Consider the following 22,447-nt stretch of genomic DNA (forward strand, 5'->3'; position numbering starts at 1 on the left):
ACCCCTTGAAAACTTACCAACATTTATTCTTCGACCTAGACCATACACTTTGGGATTATGATAAAAATGTCACCGAGTCTTTAGCTGAGCTATATGAGCACTACAGTTTGGTGGAATTAGGTATCCCTAGCTTCCAGCATTTTTTTGACTCTTTCCATGCAGTCAATTTTCAGTTGTGGGACTGGTATAATGTGGGGAAAATTGATAAGGTCAATCTCAGAAAGGAGCGCTTTCCTAGAATATTTTCTCATGCAGGAGGCAGGGCGGAGGCCATTCCTCAAGAGTTTGAAGAAGATTTCATGCATCGTACTTCCTCAAAATCCCATGTTTTTCCATATTCTAAAGAAATTTTAACCTATCTGAAGGAAAAATATAGAGTACATGTGATTACGAATGGGTTCAATGAGTCCCAGGCAAAGAAAATGAAATCTTCAGGTCTGGACGTGTTTTTTGAATTAGTAGTGACTTCTGAGACTACCGGACATAAAAAGCCTGATCCAAGAATTTTCCATTATGCATTGGATCAGTTGAAAACCCAAGCAGAGCATTGCCTGATGATTGGAGATAATCCTAACTCTGATATTTTAGGAGCTCAAAATGCCAATATTGATCAAGTTTATTTCAACCCTGAAGGGAAGGCTATAGAATTAAAGCCTACTTATGAAATTAAACATTTGCAGGAGTTAGAATCCCTTTTGTGAGCAAAATCCCTTTCTCTTAGCGGGGGATGACTTATCTTTGAAAATCAGAAATCATATAAACACCAAATAGTATGTTAAAAGGATTTTTCAGCGTACCGACTCCTGTCAATGAGCCGGTAAAATCATATGCTCCGGGAAGCCCAGAGCGAAAAGAGTTACAGGCAGCTTTGAAAGAAGCAAGGTCCAAGCAAGTGGACGTGCCTATGTATATCGGAAGTGAGGAGGTACGTACCGGAAAAACCAGACCCATGTCTCCTCCTCATGATCACCAGCATATTTTAGGACATTTCCATGAAGGAGACGCATCCCACGTCGAGCAGGCTATTAATGCAGCATTGGGAGCCAAAGAAGCTTGGGAAAACTTAGCATGGGAACAAAGAGCTGCTATTTTCTTGAAAGCTGCAGATTTATTGGCTGGACCATATCGTGCAAAAATCAATGCTGCGACGATGTTGGGTCAATCCAAAAATGCCATGCAAGCAGAAATCGACTCGGCTTGTGAATTCATTGACTTTTTGAGGTTCAATGTGAAATACATGACCGAAATTTACGCTCAACAACCGCCTGTGTCCGGAAATGGAGTATGGAATAGAGTAGAGCAGCGGCCGCTTGAAGGTTTCGTTTTTGCCTTGACTCCTTTCAATTTCACGGCAATTGCTGGGAACCTTCCAACATCCGCGGCGATGATGGGCAATACCATCGTATGGAAGCCAGCCTACACGCAGATCTATTCTGCTCAGGTATTAATGGAAGTTTTCAAGGAAGCAGGTGTACCAGATGGAGTGATCAATTTGATTTATGTGGATGGACCTACCGCTGGAGATATCATTTTCAAGCATCCTGATTTCGCCGGAATCCACTTTACTGGTTCTACAGGGGTTTTCCAGCACATTTGGAAAACTATCGGCGAAAACATCCAGCTTTATAAATCCTATCCAAGAATTGTTGGTGAAACAGGTGGAAAAGACTTTGTATTAGCCCATAAATCTGCTGATGCGAAGGCAGTTGCAGTAGGATTGGTGAGAGGTGCTTTTGAGTATCAAGGGCAGAAATGTTCAGCTGCTTCAAGAGCATATATTCCATCTAATCTTTGGGAGGATGTGAAAAAGTATATGCTGGAAGATTTGGCCAGCCTGAAAATGGGTGGAACAGAAGACTTCACTAACTTTATCAATGCCGTTATTGACGAAAAGTCATTTGATAAAATCGCTAAGTATATAGATAATGCAAAGGCTGCGGAAGGGGTGGAAATCATTGCAGGCGGAAAATATGATAAGTCTAAAGGTTACTTCATCGAACCGACTGTAATCTTAACGCAGGATCCGATGTATACCACCATGTGTGAAGAGATTTTCGGACCGGTTTTATCCATTTATGTTTACAATGCAGAGCATTTCGAAACTGTTTTGGAATTGGTAGATCAAACCTCGCCTTATGCCTTGACGGGAGCCGTTTTCTCTCAGGATAGATATGCGATTGAGTTGGCAAGTACCAAGCTGAGAAATGCAGCCGGAAACTTCTACATCAATGACAAGCCAACCGGTGCTGTAGTTGGTCAGCAACCATTTGGTGGAGCTAGAGCATCCGGAACCAATGATAAGGCTGGTTCCATGATTAACTTACTACGCTGGGTATCTCCTCGCACGATTAAGGAAACATTCGTGTCTCCAACCGATTATCGATATCCGTTTTTGGGTAGCGACCTTTGAGGTTTCTAAAACCCCGAAGGTCTTATTGAAACAAATCATTCAAGTTTCGAAAACCTTCGAAATCCCAAAGACTTCAAAGGTTTAAAGAGCCTCGGTTCCTAATTTTCGGGATCGGGGCTTTTTTATTTCAATATTATGAAATAATTTAGTTTAATTATGTAATATAAATAGAGATATGAATAAAATAATTTTTATACTTTTTCTTTGGACTTTTTTTTCCTGTGGACCTGAAAAATCTACCAATGTATTTCAAGGAGATTTGGAAGAATTTGTTGTTGACAGTTTGAGTTTTGAGCGAAAAAAGGGAGTTGGATTTATGGGATTTCATAAAACGACTATTCGAAATGGGAAAGAGTTACTTTATACCAAACAGAATGAGACTTTTCAATTTTTTGATGTTCGATCAGGTAGAAGAATTGATTTCCTAACTATTCCTACTGAAGGACCCAAAGGGATTAAAGGAAGAGCTGAAGTTGGAGGATTTTTGGAGGATGATATGTTGTTGATTACAAACTCAACGGGAAATACAAATATTTACTTCAGGGACACCTTGATGACTACCTTCAGACGTGAGATGGATTCCTTTGCAAATGGAAGGTATATTTATCTCGGTGATGCTAGAAATTCTTTTCATTCACTTCCATCTGGAAACTTTGAATTAACCTTCAACCCATTTGAATTTATGGCCATTCGAGAGGGAAGAGATGGCTTAGATTTGAGTTTTACTTCCTGGATTGGCGAATTTGATAGAAATGGGAAGGTTATTTGCGAGTCAGATTTTCTTGCTCCATACGATAAGAGTTTTGGAGAGTCTACTCAGGGTGGAAAGTTGGTTAGAATGGTGGAAGAAGGGGAATCTTGGGCGATGTTTCCTTATTCTGACTCATTGTATCAAATCAAAAATTGTGAAGTAATTCAAAGACTAAAGCTGAATTCTCTTTCTTCCATTTATTATTTCCCTGAAAAATATGAGGGAAACAAGAATTCAGGAAGGTGGGTTAAGCCGGAGGATGGAGCTTCTAATCTATATCTGATCAAAGATGTTAGCACAGGTTTATTTATAAGATTTATCCATTTGAGAGAGAAAAGAAATGAAACCGACAAAGTTGATTTACATCAAAAGATGGTTTCGAAGGAGGTTACCTATTTAATGCTTATTTATGATGAGGATTGGAAGCTTTTAGCAGAATTGGAACAGGTGTATTATCCCGGGACTAAATTTGAAAATTTGTTCAGCACTTCCGAAGGTCTTTTTATCAACAAACCCGAGCAAAAATCCGAAGACGAGTATGAGTTTTACAAAATCGATTTGAGTCAATTTCGGAATTGAGTTAATAGTTTCTCACAGATTCCCACAGAAGGAGTCACAGATTTCTACGAATAGAATTGTTGTAGAATTTCTGTGAAAATCTGTGTTTTTAATCTGTACTTATCTGTGGGAAAAACAAAAAAACGGCTGTATTTCTCCAGCCGTACCCCTGACCTTTGAAGTTTTTAAAAATCTATCAGGTTTTTAAAGTTTTTTCATAAACTATTTTTGTATTTTTACTGATATGAAAGCGATTGAAATTAAGACCATTACCAAATCTGATGGAAGTATTTCTTTGGAGAAAACTGGTCTAAATGGTGGAATCCCAGTGAGAGTTTTAATTCTTTCTGAAGAGGAGGATATGGAAGAAAAAAATTATTTGAAATTCCTATCCAACAATCCTGCACTTGATTTTTTAAACGAACCCGAAGAAAATGTCTATTCTGCCAAAGACGGCAAGCCATTCAAAAACTAGAGGAAAAGTTGTCTTAATACCATTCCCATTTGAGGATTTTTCTACTCGAAAAGTTCGGCCTGCACTTTGCCTATCAGAACCCATGGGGATTTTTGAACACGTTATTGTGGCATTTATTTCAAGTAAAATAAGCAATCAGCTTGAGGAAACAGAACTTGAGATAAAACCTACAGAGGTAGAATGGGTGCAAACTGGATTAATTGTTCCTTCGGTTCTAAAACTCCAAAAAATGGTCTCTTTACCCAAGAATCTTATTTTGAGAGAATTGGGAATTTTTCCAAATAATAAGATGGAGGACATTGAAGAAAAAATTAAAATGATTTTTAGGATTCGATAAAGAAGTGTTTTTATCAGGTAGTCATCAATGTTTCCCGTTGTGATTCAATTAACTTATTAGCTGTAGAGATTGTTGATTTTTTCTTAGTAACCTTGTAGATATAGGCTGGTCTGCTGGATAAATATAAAAAAACGGCTGAATCTCTCCAGCGACTTTATTGACCTTTGAGGTTTCTAAAACCTCGAAGGTCTCGTTAACAAATTTATTTTTTAATTAAGTATGGATTTAGTTAACTTGTTGTTTTAAAGATCAATGTCAAAGCTTCAACTTTTATGACTGATCCATTTTTCCCAGAAGAATTTTACCATGTTTATTCCAGAACTATTGGAGAGGAACTTCTTTTCCGGACTGAGGAAAACTGTATTTACTTTCTTAAAAAATATCAAACTTATTGCTCACTTTACTTTTCAACATTAGCCTACTGCTTATTGCCCAATCATTTTCATTTCTTGATTAGGGTAAAAGAAAATACAAAGCCAGAAGCTGCTCTTGGTTCATTTTCGAACTTTTTAAATAGCTATGCGAAATCCTATAACAAGCTTTATGATCGGCATGGTGGATTATTTCAAAGAAAATTTAAAAGGAAACGAGTCGGTCAAGAAAGCTATTTATCCCAGGTGATAATATATATTCATAAGAATCCTCAAAAGCATGGAATTGTGAAAGACTTTAAAAGTTGGAAGTTTTCATCTTTCAATGCCATGATCTCACAAAAACCTACAAACATTGAAAGGGATTTTGTCCTAGATTGGTTTGGTGGATTAGAACAATTTAAAAAAGTCCATGAATTGGAACAGGTGTTAGATTTGATAGAAGATCTTTCTTTAGAATAAAAAATTTTCCTTTAGATATTTGAAGACTCCAATAACCTCGAAAGCCTCTATTATTAAATAAAAACCTTCGAGGTCTTGAAGACCTCAAAGGTTAATTAAGTATACATCGCTCCATTTACATGAAGCACCTGTCCTGAAATATAAGTACTCATATCTGAGCCCAAGAAAACACAGGCATCTGCAATTTCTTCAGGCTTTCCGCCACGCTTCATAGGAATAGCATCTCTCCATCCTTGTACTGTTTTTTCATCTAATACATCTGTCATTTCTGTTTCTATAAATCCAGGAGCAATTGCATTGCATCTGATATTTCTAGAACCCAGCTCCAATGCAACTGACTTGGTAAAACCAATGATCCCCGCTTTGGAAGCTGCATAATTAGCCTGTCCTGCATTTCCTTTTGAACCAACCACAGAAGTCATATTGATAATAGATCCGGATTTGGCTTTCATCATGGTACGGGTGGCAGCCTTGACAGTATTGAAGCAGGATTTTAAGTTGACATTCATGATTTCATCCCAAGATTCTTCAGTCATTCTCATCAACAAGTTATCACGAGTGATTCCTGCATTATTGATTAAAATGTCTAAAGTTCCGAATTCAGCGACAACTGCATTGACCAAATCTTCTGCTGCTTTGAAGTCAGAAGCATCGGATCTATACCCTTTTGCCTTGATGCCAAAGCCTGCCAATTCTGATTCTAAAGCCTGTCCTTTTTCAACAGAGGATAAAAATGTAAAAGCCACATTAGCGCCTTCTTGTGCAAATCTAATGGCAATTGCTCTTCCAATTCCTTTGGAAGCTCCGGTGATCAAAGCTGTTTTTCCTGAAAGTAAACCCATGAATAGTAAAATTTTGTTTTGTCAAAATTAGAAAAAAAGCTGTAAGAATCGTTTCTCCGGAAAGCGACAATTAAATTTTCGCTGATTTTCAAGGAATAAAACTGACATTTCTAAGGATTTAAAAATTTTATAAATGAGAATAGGGTAAGAGCAGGATTTCATTTGGAAATCTTCTTTTGGATTCTAAAAGAAGTCTTTTTAAACCTGTTTGATCCAAATAATCCAAATTTTTTTCTGAACCCAAAAGGCCTATTTTTGCATAGTTTCAAATCGTTATTAAACAAGTATATAAGATATGTCTTCGACCAAATTTGATTTAATTGTTTTGGGAAGCGGGCCAGGTGGTTACGTTGCCGCTATTAGAGCTTCTCAGTTAGGACTGAAAACTGCCATTGTAGAGGCTGAAGAGTTGGGAGGGATTTGTTTGAACTGGGGCTGTATTCCTACCAAAGCTTTATTGAAAAGTGCACAGGTTTTTGAATACATCAATCACTCTGCTGATTACGGTATCACGGTAAAAGATGCCAAAGCTGATTTTGAAGGAATGGTCAAAAGAAGCCGAGGTGTGGCAGACGGAATGAGCAAGGGCGTACAGTTCCTGATGAAAAAAAACAAAATCGAAATCATCGCAGGTTGGGGGAAAATCCAGCCAGGTAAAAAGGTCGAAGTAGCAGATAAGGACGGAAAAAAGACGGTTTACTCTGCAGATAATATTATCATCGCAACGGGTGCAAGATCCAGAGAATTGCCTTCCATGAAAATTGATGACAAAAAAATCATCGGTTATAGAAAGGCCATGACTTTGGAAAAGCAGCCTAAGAAAATGGTGGTAGTTGGTTCAGGTGCTATCGGAGTTGAGTTTGCATATTTTTATAATTCCATCGGCACAGAAGTGACTATCGTTGAGTACATGGATAGAATTGTGCCTGTTGAAGATGTTGAAGTTTCCAAAGCATTGGAAAAAACCTACAAAAAAGCAGGAATGAAGATCATGACTTCTTCTGAAGTGACTGCTGTAGATACTAAAGGATCTGGCTGTAAAGTGACCGTAAAAACATCCAAAGGGGAAGAGACCTTAGAATGTGATGTAGTGCTTTCAGCAGCTGGTGTTGTTTCCAATTTGGAAAATTGTGGATTGGAAGATGTTGGGATTTTGGTGGAAAAAGGAAAAATCAAAGTAGATGAGTACTACAAAACCAATATGCCAGGCTACTATGCGATAGGAGATGTTGTTCCAGGGCCAGCTTTGGCTCACGTTGCTTCCGCTGAAGGAATTATCTGTGTTGAGAAAATTGCCGGACATCACCCAGAGCCATTGGATTACAATAATATCCCAGGCTGTACCTACTGTTCTCCTGAGATTGCTTCAGTTGGCTATACCGAAGCAAAAGCAAAAGAAGCTGGTTATGAAGTAAGAATTGGCAAGTTTCCATTCTCAGCTTCTGGTAAAGCTTCTGCCGCAGGAGCTAAGGATGGATTTGTGAAATTGGTTTTTGATAAAAAATATGGAGAGCTTCTAGGTGCCCATATGATCGGGGCCAATGTGACTGAAATGATTGCTGAAATCGTTGCTATTCGCAAATTAGAGACAACTGGTCACGAATTGATCAAAACCGTTCACCCTCACCCTACTATGTCTGAGGCAGTAATGGAAGCGGCAGCAGCTGCATATGATGAGGTGATCCACTTGTAATGCAAAAAATATCTAGTATTTTGGCACCAGACTTAAACAAAAGTCTGGTGTTTTCTTTTTAACCATTTCAACCAACCGCGTTTCACTCTTGCAGGAAGACCAACTCATACAAGGGCTTAGGGCCCGAGATAAAAAAACGGTAGACTACTTATACGAAAAGTACTCCCGTGCGCTGCTGGGTGTCATTTTTCGAATTATATCTGATCAGGATATTGCAGAGGAAGTTTTTCACGATGCATTTATCAAAATCACTCGAAAAATCGACTCCTACGAAGAATCAAAAGGCCGCTTATATACCTGGATGGCCAATATTTGCAGAAATTCTGCCATTGATAAACTTCGATCTAAAGAAATTTCTCAATCCAGTAAGACCAATGGAATAGATGATTTCGTATATGGTCTTGAAAGTCAGTCAGGAACTGAGGAACATGTCGAAGGCATAGGAGTAAAAGAACTGATGAATGAGCTCAATGAGGATCAAAAATTTGTAATTGAGTATATTTATTTCAAAGGATACACCCATTCTGAAATCTCCGAAGAATTTGAGATCCCCCTCGGCACTGTTAAATCCAGAGTCCGGGCTGCGTTATTAGTACTAAAAAAGAACATAGACAGAATCTAGTGAACATTCAAGCATACATAGAATCAGGTAAATTGGAGCTCTTCTTATTAGGAGAGTTGTCTGATCGCGAGCGTGAAGAGGTTCTGGCCTTAGCTAAACAGCATCCCGAGATTCAGAAAGAGTTAGATGAGATCGAGGAAGCAATGTTAGCTTTTGACCAAGCAAGCGCTCCTATACCTTCTGCAGGGTTGAAAGAGAAAATAATGGCCGACCTTGAAAAGGACTTTGCTCCTGTAAAAGAGTTGAAGCCTACAGTTGCTCCGGAAGAGACCGGAAAGGTTGTGAAAATTTCTCCTTGGAAACCATTTGCAGTAGCGGCAAGCATTGTGGCAGTAATTGCCTCAGGTCTCGCAATATATTTTGCGAGTAAATTTTACGAAACAGAAGAACAGTTCCTTGCCTTAGTTCAGGAACAGGAAGTATTGGCTGATAATCTCAACCAGGTTAAGCTCCAATACGAGGAAACCGACTCAAGACTCGATCGCCTAGTAGCGGGTGATTTTAAAAGAGTTGAGATGAAAGGTGAGGCATTTGAAATGCAAAAGGATGCTAAAGTTGATGTCTTTTGGGATCAAGGACAGCAAGAAGTATTCATTGCAGTGAATAAGCTGAATTCTCTGGGTGGAGAATATGATTATCAGCTTTGGGCTATTGGACCGGATGGTCCTGTGGGAATCGGTCTGGTCAATCCAGGTGAGCGATTTACCTTGCAGCAAATGCAAGCTGTAGCTGAAGCAGGAGCCTTCGCAATTACCATAGAACCTAAAGGTGGTTCGCAGTCCCCAACCTTAGAGAAGTTGGTGGTATTGGGTGAGGTCGCCTAATCTAATTAGAATTAAATTGAAGCCCGTTTTGAAAAGAACGGGCTTTTTTATTGTTTTTTCTGAACTTAGGGACTAGCAAATCATTTATTTACCCATGGAACTCCAACTTTCTACTCCGGCATTGCTTTTCTCGGCAATTACATTGCTGATGCTTGCTTTTACTAATCGATTTTTGGCCATAGCCAGTCTTATAAGAGGACTTCATAAAAACTACATGAAGTCTCCGGACCAAGAGATTATAGTTGAGCAAATTCATAATCTTAGGAGAAGACTGACATTGATCAAAAACATGCAGCTTTTCGGAGTATTCAGCTTTTTATTATGCATCATTTGTATGTATTTGCTTTTCCAAGGCTATACCGTAGCCGCAAATTGGGTGTTTGTAGGTAGCATGGGAGCTTTGCTGGTTTCTCTGGGGCTATCCCTGATTGAGATTCAAATTTCTACCAAAGCTCTCAATTTGGAACTTTCAGATATGGAAGAGGTCTTCGAGAAGCGTATAAGCAGCTTGGATGTATTTTTCAGAAAAGAAAACAAAAAGAATGAATAAACTATTCATGGCAGTAAGCTGGATACTGCTTTTTACCACATGTCAAAATAAACCGGTTGAATCGGCTGTTGAAACTTCCGATCAGAGTGAAGTTCATCAAATTAAGCTGATCAATTTAGAAGAAACACGACAGTTTTATTCCTGGACTTCCGATCGAATTCCCTTGGTTTCTGCACATAGAGGTGGACCTTACCCAGGTTTTCCTGAAAATGCCATCGAAACTTTTGAAAATGTATTAAAGCACACTCCGGCAATAATCGAATTGGATGTGGCTATGACCAGAGATTCAGTCCTTGTTTTGATGCATGATGATGACTTGGATCGGACAACCAATGGAACTGGGAAAGTCAATGAGGTTACTTTTGAATACATCGAGGGATTATTCTTGGAGGATATGGATGGTAATTTGACTGAATTCCGAGTTCCTACCCTAGAGGAGGCTTTGGTCTGGGCGAAAGGAAAAGCGCCTTTGACTGTGGACATAAAACGTTCTGTTCCTTTTGAAAAAGTAATTGAAACGGTCAGAAAAACAGAGTCTGAAGCCTACGCGGCTTTGATTTCTTATACTTTTCCAGCTGCCAAAAAACTTCATATGCTAGCCCCGGATTTAATGCTTTCAGTGACTATCCGAAATGAAAATGAAATCAAGCGCTTAGAAGAAACAGATATACCCTGGGACCGAGTTATTGCTTTCACAGGGGTAACTGAAAGATCAAAGGAATTTAATCAGGCCCTTCACCTAAAAGGAGTTTTTACTATTCTCGGTGTGATAGGAAACCTGGATAGAAGAGCCGAGGCTCGAGGCGATGAAATCTATGCTTCATTTATTCAGAATGGGGCAGATATCTTAGCTACCGATAGACCGATAGAAGCAGCTCAAATTATCAAAAACCTAAGCCCAAGTAAAAGCTCAAAATCCCCCTATTTTACCCATGTTAATTGATTTAAGAAGCGACACAGTAACACGTCCTACTCCAGGGATGAAAGAAGCAATGTTTTCTGCCCCTGTAGGAGATGATGTCTTTGGAGAAGATCCCACAGTAAATGCTTTAGAGGAAAAAATAGCCAAACTATTCGGCATGGAAGCAGCGCTGTTTTGTCCGTCTGGAACCATGACAAATCAGATAGCGATTCGATTGCATACCCAGATTCAGACAGAGGTCATTTGCCACAAGTACTCACACATTTATTTATATGAAGGTGGAGGGATTATGGCTAATTCTTTGGCTTCCGTGAAATTATTGGAAGGAGACTTGGGAAAAATCACAGCAGCGCAAATCGCTGAATCCATCAATCCAGATGATGTGCATGCTCCTGAGACAACTTTGGTTTCCCTGGAAAATACGATGAATAAAGGAGGGGGAAGTATTTACACCTTGGATGAAATCAAGCCTATTCAAACCCTCTGTCAAGAAAAGGGGATTAAGCTTCATTTGGACGGAGCGAGACTTTTTAATGCATTGGTAGCCAGCGGCGAGAAAACTCAAGATTGGGGAGCTACTTTTGATACCATTTCTATTTGCCTTAGCAAAGGATTGGGTTGTCCGGTGGGTTCAGCTTTGGTTGGAAGCAAATCGGACATCAAACGAGCCAGAAAAGTAAGAAAAGCCTTTGGTGGAGGCATGCGCCAAGCCGGTTTTTTGGCTGCTGCAGGAATCTATGCATTGGACCATCAAGTAGATAGGCTAAAAGAGGATCATGCCCGTGCAAAGTCTTTGGGAGAAATGCTGGGTGATTTGCCTGTAGTATCAGAAATTTTTCCCGTAGCGACCAATATTGTCATTGCTAGGTTGGAAGGAACCACTCCCGAGGAATTTATGAAAAAGCTTTCCGATCAAAATATCAAATCGGTCAAATTTGGAAAAGATCTGGTTCGTTTTGTTACACATTTGGATTTCACAGACGATCAACTGGAGGAGTTTGGGAAAAGGATAAAAAAAGCAAAGTGAAGGCAGACTAGGATATTTTCCTTCTTTAATAATTCATAAGGCCTGAAAAGGCCTTTTTTTATGTTATTTTCCCATTTCAAATTGAAAAAACACTCAATTTGAAACTTTATAATACTGTGAAAAATGATGTGTGAATCTTTATAGTTTCATACTTCTAATTTCTTGCTTCTGAAAAAATGAATTCTACTCCCTTAGCCGAACGCATGCGACCCACCAGATTGGATGATCTGATCGGTCAAGAGCATTTGTCCTCTCCAAAATCTTTTTTGTACAAGGCAATTAAGTCTGGGAATGTGCCTTCTTTGATTTTATGGGGACCTCCTGGGGTAGGAAAAACAACTATTGCTAATATCATCGCCAATGAGATCAAAGCTCCTTTTTATACCCTGTCGGCTATCAGTTCAGGTGTAAAAGACATTCGAGAAGTGATTGAAAAGGCAAAGTTTCAAATGGGGGTGGTTCTTTTTATCGATGAAATTCATCGCTTCAACAAGTCGCAACAGGATGCACTTTTAGGGGCAGTGGAAAAAGGCATTATTCGATTGATTGGGGCAACTACTGAAAACCCATCTTTTGAGGTAAATGCCGCATTACTATCCAGATGCCAAGTTTTTACCTTGAATTCCTTAGGAAAAGCAGAACTGGAGGCTATGATTCAGCAAGCTTTAGAACAAGATATCGAGCTCAAAAAAATAAAAGTAGAACTGAAAGAATCAGACGCTTTACTCCGAATTTCTGGGGGAGATGGACGAAAACTACTGAACCTTCTTGAAATAGTAATTGATGGCATCAACGAGAATCCCTGCGTGATCACGGATGACAAAGTGATGCAGATTGCTCAGCAAAAGGTTGCGCTTTATGATAAATCCGGTGAGCAGCATTATGATATTATTTCCGCTTTTATCAAATCCATCCGAGGCTCTGATCCCAATGCAGCCGTGTATTGGTTGGCTAGAATGATCGAAGGAGGGGAAGATGTCAAATTCATAGCACGCAGACTGGTGATTTTAGCTTCTGAGGATATCGGTAATGCTAATCCGAACGCCTTACTTTTGGCAACCAATTGCTTTGAAGCAGTCAAAATCATAGGTTATCCTGAGGCTAGGATTATTCTTTCTCAATGCGTGACCTATTTGGCAAGCTCGCCTAAGAGTAATGCCGCTTATATGGCGATCAATCAAGCTCAAAGCCTAGTCCGGGAAAAGGGGGACTTGTCTGTACCACTTCACCTTAGAAATGCACCCACAAAATTGATGAAGGATTTGAATTATGGAAAAGCCTATAAATATTCCCATGATTTCCCGGGCAATTTTGTGAATCAGGAGTTTCTACCAGAAGAGATAAAAGGAATGAAGCTGTATGATCCTGGTCAAAACGCTAGAGAAAATGAGTTGAGAAAATATCTTCAGTCCAAGTGGGGAGAAAAATATGGCTATTGATAGGAAAATGGCTGTTTTTGATTTAAGATAATTTTTTCAACGAAAATTTTTTTATTCCAGCTATTTATGATTTTTTAAGGGCGAATTTGTGTTTAACGGTATATTTATCAACAATATTGAAAAATATTGTCCATTAGTGGACATGTTAAACAAATCTCAAGAGTTTACAGATTTAACTTTAGTAAGAAAACAAACCCTTAATTTTTACCATGAAAAAACTAACTGCTTTAGGCTTGGTAGTTGGACTGCTAGGCAGCCCGGTTTTAGCCCAAAACAAGATTGAGTTTAAGGAATTTACTTTGGATAATGGCTTGCACGTCATTATGCACAAAGATAATTCCACTCCAATCGTCAACACCTCAGTATTGTACCATGTTGGTTCGAAAAACGAACAGCCAGACCGAACAGGTTTTGCGCATTTCTTCGAGCATTTGATGTTTGAAGGAACAGAGAATATCGAAAGAGGAGAATATATGAATATCATCCAGGGAAGAGGGGGAACTTTAAATGCCTTCACCAGTAATGATATCACCTTCTACTATGAGACTGTTCCTTCAAACGAACTGGAATTGACTCTATATATGGAAAGTGAGCGGATGTTGCATTCCAAAGTAGATCAGGTAGGAGTAGAGACCCAGCGCGAGGTAGTTAAAGAAGAATATCGTCAGCGCTATGAGAATCAGCCTTATGGTACCATTCTTCCTGAGACGCTAAAAAGAGCTTATTCTGTACACCCATACAGATGGGCACCAATTGGATCTTTGGATGATTTGAATGCTGCGAAAATTGAAGAATTCCAGCAATTCTATAAGGATTTTTACGTGCCAAATAATGCCACTTTGACAATTGCAGGTGATATCGATTATGATCAGACCGAAAAGTGGGTTAGAAAGTATTTCGCAGAAATCCCAAGCAGCAATAAAGAAATCTATAGACCAAAAGTCGCTGAACCTAAAAAGACTGCGGAGATAAGAGATGTTATCTATGACAATATTCAGATTCCTGCAGTAATTCAGGCCTACAACCTTCCTTCTCAGACGCATCCGGATTCTTATGCTTTGAGCATGCTTTCAACTTACCTAACTGGTGGTAACTCTTCTTTGATGACCAAAGAACTGGTTGACAATCAACAAAAAGCTTTGGCGATAGCTGCTATTCCTTTGGAATTGGAAGATGGAGGTTTGTTCATCATGTATGGAATCACCAATATGGGAGTTGAGCCGCAAGCATTGGAGTCGGAAATCGATAAGTTGATTCAGCAGGTACAGCAGGAAGGTATTTCAGATAGAGATTTTGAAAAATTGCAGAATATTATCGAGAACAATATCGTCAGCAGTAATTCCTCAGTATCAGGTATTGGACAAAATTTGGCAGAAGCTCATGTGATTTATGGAGATACAGATTATATCAATAAGACCATGGATTATTACAGTAAAGTGACGCAAGAGGATATCAAAAGAGTAGCTAATGAATATCTTAATCTCAATGGGAGAGTGGTATTGTATTATTTGCCAAAACCAAAAGACGCTACTGAATAATTGTTTCAACTTTAAATCAACAATGAAATGAAAAAACTAATTGCAACATATATCTTCATTCTTTTGGCAAGCACCATTGGCTTTGCACAAGTTGATCGAAGTCAATTTCCAGAATCAGGACCTGCTCCTGAGATAAAAATTGCCGATGCAGAAACTTTCAAATTAGATAATGGTCTGAAAGTTTTTGTGGTAAAAAATGATAAACTACCTCGAGTAACTTTTAATCTTGTATTGGACCGAGATCCACTAATGGAAGGAGACAAAGCTGGTTTGACTGGTTTTGTCGGCCAAATGATGATGGCTGGGACAAAAAATAGAACAAAAGATCAGCTAGATGAAGAAATTGACTTCATTGGAGCCAGCCTTTCAGCAGGCTCAACTTCGATCTTTGCATCTTCCTTGAAAAAACATCAGGACAAAACCTTGGAGTTGATGACTGATGTTTTGTTTAATCCTGTGTTTCCGGAAGATGAATTGGAAAAGCAGAGAAAGCAAACATTGACTGGCCTAGCCACAAGTAAGGATAATCCAAATGCCATTTCTAGCAGACTAAGTTCTGCAATGGTTTATGGCAAAGATCATCCGTATGGAGAGGTAACGACTGAAGCAACTGTCAAAAATATTTCAGTCGAGGATGTTAAAGAATATTACAATACTTTTTTCAAACCAAATATCGCTTACTTGGTGATTGTTGGTGATATGGATAAGTCCGAGGCTCAAACAGTTGTGAGGAAGTATTTCTCCAATTGGAAAGTTGGAAAAGTCCCATCATTTGAATACAAAATGCCAACAAGATCATCTGAGAATGTGGTGGGTTTGGTAGATAGAAGCTCTTCAGTTCAAACCGTAATCAATATTGCGCAACCAGTTCAATTGAAATTGGGAGATGAGGACTATATTCCAAGTAGGCTGTTGAATCAAATTTTAGGAGGCGGATCTTCTTCAAGACTATTTGTAAACCTTAGAGAGGACAAAGGCTATACCTATGGAGCTTATTCTTCCATCGGTTCTGATAAATTGGTTTCTCAAATCTCTGCCAATGCTTCTGTCAGAACTGAAGTGACGGATTCGGCAGTAGTTGAATTCCTACATGAGTTCAATAAGATTGTGGATGAGGGAGTGACTGAAGAGGAATTGGAGAAAGCAAAAGCAAACCTTTCCGGTTCTTTCGGTAGATCATTGGAAAGCCCTTCCACCATTGCAAACTTCGCACTCAACATCGAACGCTATAATCTACCTTCAGACTATTATAAAACTTATTTGCAGAAGCTCAATGCGCTTACTGTTGCTGATATTAATGCTACTGCTAAAAAATTGATAGAGCCAGATAAACTCTATATCACTGCTGTTGGTAATGGTTCAGAGATAAAAGACAAACTAGCTCGTTTTGGTGAAGTGAAAATGTATGATAACATGGGCTTCCCGGCTAAGGAATTAACCGCAGATGCAGATATGACAGCAGAGATGGTGATGGAAAATTATCTTTCTGCAATTGGCGGGAAAGAAAATGCCAGAGCGATCAAAACAGCTTCTATTTCAATGGAAGCAGATGTGATGGGGAATAAATTGACTCTTCAGGCTGTTTATGATGCTGAGGGTGGAAAGTATGGACAAAAAACGCTCATTATGGGAAATGTGATGCAGAGCACAACTATCCTAGAAGACAGTGGATCTATCAGCGCCCAAGGCCAAACAATGGAATTGACAGGAGAGCAGTTTGAAATGGCGAAAATCAATTCTTATCTATTCCCCGAGGCGTGGTATCAGGAATTAGGTTACTCTATTGAATTGGATGGGTTAAAAGATGTTGAGGGAACTCCTGCTTACAAAGTAATTATCAAATCTCCTTCTGGAGCTCAGTTGGTCAACTATTACTCAGCTGACAGCGGATTGAAAATCAAAAATGAAAATCCTGCATCAGGCGATACTTTCTATTCAGAATATCAAGAAAAAGGAGGGGTTCTTTTCCCTATGGTTTGGACTATCAAATCACAGATGATTCCAGTTCCTCTAGAAGCAAAGATTACCTCTTTGGAGATAAACCCTGAATTGACAGCAGAAGACTTTCAATAAGAGTACTTCTCTTAGAAAAATTAGAAAAGCGGAGATAGTTCTCCGCTTTTTTATTTTCTCCATTTTTGCATCAGTAATGTTTCTTCCATTTTTTTCACCTGAACTACAGGAAAGAAATTCCCACCCTCATCAAAAGACAATTGATGCTGTCCTCCATTTAGCCTTTTTACTTCCAGAGTTATTTGTGAAGATTTGATTTTGCTTTCAACGATCTCATCGCCTACCATCAAATTAAAGTAGGCTGGACTTTCAGGATGGATCTTCTGAATCTTACCTTCCTTTAAAATGATTCCTAGCTGCTTGGTTAGGATTTCTTCATTTGGACTCTTTGTAATTTTCATGCCAAAGGGCAGAATTAATTGCTCCAACAACTTGAGAATATCCTCATTCCCTGCAATAAATTTTCTAAAAAAAGTTTGGCTGTCCCAATGACCTTCTCGCTTTTGGATCAGCTTCCAGAACGTCTGTAAATCATAACCGATATTAGGTTTACCGAATCGCTGCCAGGCCTCCCCCATGACTTCTGTTAAGGATGAACCCTGTTGAAGCAATTCCAAATCAATAGCGAAAGCAACCAAACAGCCATTTGCATAAATGTTTTGTTTCCGGTCGGGAATGCCTTCTTGATAGCCGTCTAGCCATAATTCCAGAGATGAGTCCAGTATGTTTTTATTCCTCCAGCCAAAATTTGAACTTACTCGCCTAATTATTTTATCAAGTTCTTTTAAATATTCATCCAGATTAAAAAAACCGGATTTTAGCAAATAAAGGTCACCCATATATGTGGTGATTCCTTCCAAGATCCATCCAGCTTCGCTGTAATTCTCTTTTGAAAAATCATAAGGCAATAATTCCTGTGGCCTTATTCGGCAAACATTCCATGCGTGATACATTTCATGACAACTCACCCCCATCAAATCCCCAAATTGTTCCGGGTTGGACAATTCCTGAGCTGGACCAAATGTGATGACTGTTCCTTTTTTATGCTCAACTCCATGAAAATGCTTGTAAGGCAATAGCTGAAAGATGAAGTGGTATTCTTTTTCTGGGAACTCTCCAAAGTCAGCAATTAATTTATCTGTAAAGTTCTTGAAAGCTTGAAGTAATTCTGTTTTTGAAAATGCTATTTCTCCATTTATCCAGATATGAAATTGGGCATGATTGGACTCATATTCCCAATGGGTTAATTTTTCTGAAGTAAGAAAAGTGGAGTCTGCGAGTTCCTGAAAACTATCTGCTAGAAATTGTCCACCTGATTTTCTAGATAAGGTGCAGACAAAATCCTTAAACCGTGAATCTTGTATTTCAATTGAATATGGAAAATCATCAGAGGATTTTACTTCGAAGCAACAATTGACGAAGTTGATATAAAGCTGCTGATCGTCCACCCAGCAAGATCCCGCATCCATTTTTCCAGCATAATATTCATAGTTTAAAAAATATGTCTGATTTACTTTGGCATCGAAAGCCCAGCAGTCTTTACTCTTCTTCCTAAGCTGCATTGATTTCCCTTGTTGGTCAGAAAGACTGATTTTTCGAATATTTTGAGCGTAATTCGCAAATTGATAGCGTCCTGCGCGCCATGATGGCAGCTGTAATTGTACTTCCCCTGATTGTGATATAGGTAGTTTAAGTTCAATTTCGAGGAACTGTGATAGTGGATTTGAGCTTTTAAATAGAAATTCGTACATGAATTAAGGTATTGACTTTCAACAATTGTAAAGGTACAGTTTGTATTTAAAAAAAGGCTGCATATCTTTGCAGTCCTTTTTGGAGGGTAAGCCGGAAGGCCAATTCCAAATAGACCATAAAGAAAGCAATCAGTTAAAGATATTCCATCATGAAAAGAACATTCCAGCCTTCTCGCAGAAAAAGAAAAAACAAGCACGGCTTTAGAGAAAGAATGTCCACTGCCAACGGTAGAAGAGTTCTTAAAGCCAGAAGAGCAAAAGGTAGAAAGAAACTATCTGTATCCTCTGAAAAGACCTTGAAGAAGTAATTCTTCAAGGTAGTTTTCGTATTTTTAATGCGAATCCTTACCTGATGATGAATTACAAACTTCCCAAGAGTGAAAGGCTTCATGCCCAAAAGTCTATTAAGGAACTTTTTAACGAAGGTTCCTCTTTTTTTTTATACCCTTTTAAAGTCCTGTATTTACCCAAAAAGCAGGAAGGGGAAACTATTCAGGTACTTTTTTCCGTTTCAAAAAAGAAAATCAAAAAGGCGGTTGATAGAAATTTGATTAAGAGAAGGATGAAAGAAGCCTACCGTCTTAACAAACATTCACTTACAATTTCAGAGTCAGGATTGCATATTGGTCTGATATATGTAGCTTCAGAGCCCATAGATTTTGCAACTATTTCCAAGAAAGTTGTGTCTATTTTACAACAAATTTCCACCCAAGTTTCCGAACACCATGAGTAATCAATTAAAGCGATATATGGTAATCATCCTTTGTGGAGGATTGCTTTTGACAGGATTTTTTGCATTCAAAGCGAAAAATGACAAGTTATTCGCTCTAGCCAAAAACATAGATATTTTCGCAACCTTAGTTCGAGAACTTGATTCCTATTATGTGGATGAGATCGATCCTGACGAATTGGTTTCAATTGGAATTAATGCCATGCTTGAGGAATTGGATCCTTACACTGAGTATGTTCCAGAAGAAGAATCTGCTGATTTCAGGATGTTAACAACAGGAGAATATGCAGGGATTGGTGCTTTGATTGGAGGAAGAGGTGAAGGGAATATTATTATAATGCCTTATACTGGTTTTCCTGCCCAATCTGCGGGGCTGAAAATCGCTGATCAGCTTTTGAAAGTGGACTCAGTTGATGTTTCAAAAAAGAATACCTCAGAAGTTTCTGATTTACTGAAAGGTCCTGCAAATACCCCTGTCAAAATAAAAGTCAAAAGAAATCTAGACACATTGGAGTTTAACTTGGTCAGAAAGAAGATTTCCCTTAAGAACGTACCATATTATGGCAAGCTTGATGAAAAGACAGGTTACATCAAGTTGGGAGACTTTACTACCAATGCTTCCCTAGAAGTGAGAAATGCATTGATTGCTTTGAAAAACCAAGGGGCTGAGAAGCTTGTGTTAGATCTAAGAGATAACCCAGGAGGTCTTTTGAGTGAGGCAGTGGAAATAGTCAACCTTTTTATTCCTAAGGGGAAAGAGGTAGTAAAAACTATAGGTAAGCTGGAAAATGTGAATTTTACCTATAAAACGACTAAAACTCCTCTGGATAAAGATATTCCACTAGTCGTACTCATCAATGAAAGAAGTGCTTCTGCCTCAGAAATTGTGGCCGGGGCTCTGCAGGATTATGATCGAGCCGTATTGATCGGAAGGAAGTCTTTCGGAAAAGGATTGGTACAAACCACTATTCCACTGACATATAATGCTCAAATGAAAGTTACCACCGCTAAATATTATATTCCAAGCGGCAGGTGTATTCAGGCGATAGATTATGCACAAACTAGAGAAAATGGTGAGGTATATTCCATTCCTGACTCTTTGAGAAAAGAGTTCAAGACTAAAAATGGAAGAATAGTCAGAGATGGAGCAGGAATTGAGCCTGATGAGATGATAGAATCTAAAACATATGCTCCTATCACTTATAGTCTGGTAGCGAGAAATCATGTTTTTGACTATGCCACTGAATATTTTTATAAGCATCCATCCATAGGTAAGCCTAGAGAGTTCAGCATAACGGATCAGGAATATCAGAATTTCATTAAGTGGCTTGAAGGTAAAGAGTATGATTACACAACTTACTTAGAAAAGTCTGTGTCGGATATGAAAAAGAATGCTGAAAAGGCGCCTTATTATAATGAGATCAAAGATCAAATTGAAGCTTTGGAAAAAAGGGTGAATCATAGTAAAGAGCAAGACTTGATCACTTATAAGGACGAGGTGAAAAAAGTAATTTCTGAAGAAATTGTATCCCGATATTATTTTCAGGAAGGAATGATCGAAGCCGGGCTTTTGAAGGATAAGGATGTGCTGAAAGCTTTGGAAGTGATTAAGCAACCTTCTGAATTGGGCAAGATTCTGACTGCATCTGCAAAATAAATTACATGGCATATATTCTTTCTATAGAGACAGCCACGGACAAACTATCGATTGCCCTTCATCAATCAGGACAATTGCTTTCTATGAAAGAGCTCAACGAAAAAGGAGTTCATGCTGAAAAAATCATGGAGTTGATTGATGAGGTTTTAGACTCCGTAAAGCTTCAATCATCAGATTTAAACGCAGTTGCCGTTTCGGAGGGCCCCGGCTCCTACACTGGCTTGAGAATAGGAGTTTCTACTGCAAAAGGAATTGCTTTTGCTTTGAACCTGCCCCTCATTACTGTGAATACGCTTCAAGCTTTGGCTTATCAGGCCAAAGGTGAAAATAAAGACTTTCATATTATCGCAATGCTTGACGCCAGGAGAATGGAAGTTTATAGTCAGGTTTTTTCAAATGAAGGAAGTGTGAAAAGAGCATTAGAGGCAGAGGTTTTAACAGAGGGGATCTATCAATCTTATTTGGATTTAGGAAAAGTTTGCTTCATAGGAGATGCTGTAGGAAAGGCTAGTCAAGTTATTTTGCATGAAAATGCCGTTTTTTTAGAGAACCAAGTCAGTGCAGAATCTGTTGGATGGATTGCATGGGAGAAGTATCAGAATAAGGAGTTCGCTGATTTAGCATACTTTGTTCCCAATTATCTGAAAGAATTTAAAGCGCTTCAATCCAAAAAAAATCCATTATTACAATGAGTGAAATAGTCAATAGAGTTGCCCAAAGTGCCATTGTATCTTTAAACTTGGAAGAAAGTTATCCGAGAGAGGAGCGACTTGAGTTTGATTTGAAGCCTTTCTTATTTCAGGAATTGATTTTAAAAGAAAAGGACTTTAGAGCCTCCTTGAAGGAATTGGATTGGTCTGCTTATTCAGATAAATGGGTTGCAATTAATTGTTCTGCTGATGCGATTGTTCCTACTTGGGCATATATGTTAGTCGCTACTTATTTAGAAGGAGTTGTCAAAGGTTTTGTAGTAGGAAGTCTTTCTGAACTTGAAAATTTCATTACTGAAAAGTATTTGGAGACTTTGAATTTGGATATGTTTGACGACAGGCCGGTTGTTGTCAAAGGCTGTAGTGATTTACCGATTCCTTTATATGCATACGGAAGATTAATTTCCTTGTTGAAGACGAGGGCAAAATCAGTGATGTTTGGTGAACCATGCAGCACGGTGCCGCTTTATAAGAAGCCAAAACATTGATTTTTAATACTCTGGAAATTTTTTGAAAAAACTTGAGTTTTTTTGTGGTAAAAACTCTTGCGTAATCTCATAATCTGACCTATGTTTGCACTCCCAATTGAGGAAAAGCCTCGGGAAAAACAGAAATTTGAAAGAGCAGCAAAGAATTTTTTGAAAAAAATTCGAATCGGTTTTGAAACCAAAAATTAATCCCGATATTTGCACTCGCTTTTGGGGAAGCTAGTCCTCACAAGCTCTTGAAATGTCAAGAGAATAAGTTCTTTGAAGTGATGTAAGG

General features: G+C 38.7%; 22 protein-coding genes. 20 read left to right on the top strand and 2 right to left on the bottom strand.

The annotated features are described in order from the left end of the window. The first annotated feature begins 5 nt into the window (after positions 1-5). The 6 genes from B2906_RS17345 to B2906_RS17370 all read left to right on the top strand — a co-directional run bounded on the left by B2906_RS17345 (position 6) and on the right by B2906_RS17370 (position 5,364). On the top strand, positions 6-701 hold the full coding sequence (locus tag B2906_RS17345; protein ID WP_144603906.1) for a YjjG family noncanonical pyrimidine nucleotidase: 696 nt from the start codon (positions 6-8) through the stop codon (positions 699-701). A 71-nt stretch (positions 702-772) separates the two neighbouring features. Then, on the top strand, positions 773-2,410 hold the full coding sequence (gene pruA / locus B2906_RS17350; protein ID WP_144603905.1) for an L-glutamate gamma-semialdehyde dehydrogenase: 1,638 nt from the start codon (positions 773-775) through the stop codon (positions 2,408-2,410). Positions 2,411-2,585: 175 nt separating this feature from the next. Beyond that, positions 2,586-3,740, top strand: a complete 1,155-nt coding sequence (locus B2906_RS17355; RefSeq protein WP_144603904.1) for a hypothetical protein — start codon at positions 2,586-2,588, stop codon at positions 3,738-3,740. Between the two features lie 223 nt (positions 3,741-3,963). Then, on the top strand, positions 3,964-4,194 hold the full coding sequence (locus B2906_RS17360; protein WP_219957838.1) for a hypothetical protein: 231 nt from the start codon (positions 3,964-3,966) through the stop codon (positions 4,192-4,194). Further along, entirely contained in the window at positions 4,154-4,531 is a 378-nt protein-coding gene (locus B2906_RS17365; RefSeq protein ID WP_219957839.1) for a type II toxin-antitoxin system PemK/MazF family toxin, read from the top strand. The genes B2906_RS17360 and B2906_RS17365 overlap by 41 nt, the downstream gene beginning before the upstream one ends. Positions 4,532-4,803: 272 nt before the next feature. Next, positions 4,804-5,364 carry a transposase gene (locus B2906_RS17370; protein WP_219957840.1) on the top strand — a complete coding sequence of 187 codons (561 nt, stop codon included), beginning with the start codon at positions 4,804-4,806 and terminating at the stop codon, positions 5,362-5,364. Between the two features lie 95 nt (positions 5,365-5,459). On the opposite strand, the gene fabG is transcribed toward B2906_RS17370, so the two are convergent. Then, positions 5,460-6,206, bottom strand: coding sequence for a 3-oxoacyl-[acyl-carrier-protein] reductase (fabG, locus tag B2906_RS17375; protein ID WP_219957841.1), 747 nt, complete (start codon positions 6,204-6,206; stop codon positions 5,460-5,462). A gap of 295 nt (positions 6,207-6,501) precedes the next feature. Here fabG and lpdA point away from each other — a divergent pair, with 295 nt between their 5' ends. The 9 genes from lpdA to B2906_RS17420 all read left to right on the top strand — a co-directional run bounded on the left by lpdA (position 6,502) and on the right by B2906_RS17420 (position 16,894). After that, complete coding sequence (lpdA, locus tag B2906_RS17380) at positions 6,502-7,899, top strand: dihydrolipoyl dehydrogenase (protein ID WP_219957842.1); 1,398 nt, start codon at positions 6,502-6,504, stop codon at positions 7,897-7,899. 88 nt (positions 7,900-7,987) lie between these two features. Continuing rightward, positions 7,988-8,521, top strand: coding sequence for an RNA polymerase sigma factor (locus B2906_RS17385; RefSeq protein ID WP_219957843.1), 534 nt, complete (start codon positions 7,988-7,990; stop codon positions 8,519-8,521). Further along, positions 8,521-9,345 carry an anti-sigma factor gene (locus B2906_RS17390; RefSeq protein WP_219957844.1) on the top strand — a complete coding sequence of 275 codons (825 nt, stop codon included), beginning with the start codon at positions 8,521-8,523 and terminating at the stop codon, positions 9,343-9,345. Before B2906_RS17385 ends, B2906_RS17390 begins: the two co-directional genes overlap by 1 nt. A 94-nt stretch (positions 9,346-9,439) precedes the next feature. After that, on the top strand, positions 9,440-9,895 hold the full coding sequence (locus B2906_RS17395) for a DUF2721 domain-containing protein (protein ID WP_091655394.1): 456 nt from the start codon (positions 9,440-9,442) through the stop codon (positions 9,893-9,895). Further along, positions 9,888-10,838: a glycerophosphodiester phosphodiesterase family protein gene (locus B2906_RS17400; RefSeq protein ID WP_219957845.1), complete on the top strand. Its 951-nt coding sequence runs from the start codon at positions 9,888-9,890 to the stop codon at positions 10,836-10,838. Before B2906_RS17395 ends, B2906_RS17400 begins: the two co-directional genes overlap by 8 nt. After that, positions 10,828-11,844, top strand: a complete 1,017-nt coding sequence (locus B2906_RS17405; protein WP_219957846.1) for a threonine aldolase family protein — start codon at positions 10,828-10,830, stop codon at positions 11,842-11,844. Before B2906_RS17400 ends, B2906_RS17405 begins: the two co-directional genes overlap by 11 nt. Before the next feature lie 176 nt (positions 11,845-12,020). Beyond that, entirely contained in the window at positions 12,021-13,283 is a 1,263-nt protein-coding gene (locus tag B2906_RS17410; RefSeq protein ID WP_219957847.1) for a replication-associated recombination protein A, read from the top strand. Positions 13,284-13,492: 209 nt separating this feature from the next. Continuing rightward, a complete protein-coding gene (locus B2906_RS17415; protein ID WP_219957848.1) occupies positions 13,493-14,821 on the top strand; it encodes a M16 family metallopeptidase in 1,329 nt (442 codons plus the stop codon). A gap of 27 nt (positions 14,822-14,848) precedes the next feature. Beyond that, positions 14,849-16,894, top strand: coding sequence for a M16 family metallopeptidase (locus B2906_RS17420; protein WP_219957849.1), 2,046 nt, complete (start codon positions 14,849-14,851; stop codon positions 16,892-16,894). 50 nt (positions 16,895-16,944) lie between these two features. On the opposite strand, the gene B2906_RS17425 is transcribed toward B2906_RS17420, so the two are convergent. Then, positions 16,945-18,585 carry a M61 family peptidase gene (locus B2906_RS17425; protein WP_219957850.1) on the bottom strand — a complete coding sequence of 547 codons (1,641 nt, stop codon included), beginning with the start codon at positions 18,583-18,585 and terminating at the stop codon, positions 16,945-16,947. Between the two features lie 149 nt (positions 18,586-18,734). Between B2906_RS17425 and rpmH the strand changes: the two genes are divergently transcribed. The 5 genes from rpmH to B2906_RS17450 are packed head-to-tail and all read left to right on the top strand — an operon-like array spanning position 18,735 to position 22,170. Further along, positions 18,735-18,893, top strand: coding sequence for a 50S ribosomal protein L34 (gene rpmH, locus B2906_RS17430; protein WP_073570883.1), 159 nt, complete (start codon positions 18,735-18,737; stop codon positions 18,891-18,893). Between the two features lie 44 nt (positions 18,894-18,937). Continuing rightward, entirely contained in the window at positions 18,938-19,318 is a 381-nt protein-coding gene (rnpA, locus tag B2906_RS17435) for a ribonuclease P protein component (protein ID WP_317042675.1), read from the top strand. Next, the gene (locus B2906_RS17440; RefSeq protein ID WP_219957851.1) at positions 19,311-20,972 is read left to right on the top strand and encodes a S41 family peptidase; all 1,662 of its coding nucleotides are present in this window, start codon (positions 19,311-19,313) and stop codon (positions 20,970-20,972) included. The genes rnpA and B2906_RS17440 overlap by 8 nt, the downstream gene beginning before the upstream one ends. Before the next feature lie 5 nt (positions 20,973-20,977). Continuing rightward, a complete protein-coding gene (tsaB, locus tag B2906_RS17445; protein WP_219957852.1) occupies positions 20,978-21,664 on the top strand; it encodes a tRNA (adenosine(37)-N6)-threonylcarbamoyltransferase complex dimerization subunit type 1 TsaB in 687 nt (228 codons plus the stop codon). After that, on the top strand, positions 21,661-22,170 hold the full coding sequence (locus B2906_RS17450; protein ID WP_219957853.1) for a DUF2480 family protein: 510 nt from the start codon (positions 21,661-21,663) through the stop codon (positions 22,168-22,170). The genes tsaB and B2906_RS17450 overlap by 4 nt, the downstream gene beginning before the upstream one ends. The last annotated feature ends 277 nt before the right edge of the window (positions 22,171-22,447 follow it).

The organism is Algoriphagus sp. UBA3586, assembly GCF_002376385.1.
Taxonomy (GTDB): Bacteria; Bacteroidota; Bacteroidia; order Cytophagales; family Cyclobacteriaceae; genus Algoriphagus; species Algoriphagus ornithinivorans.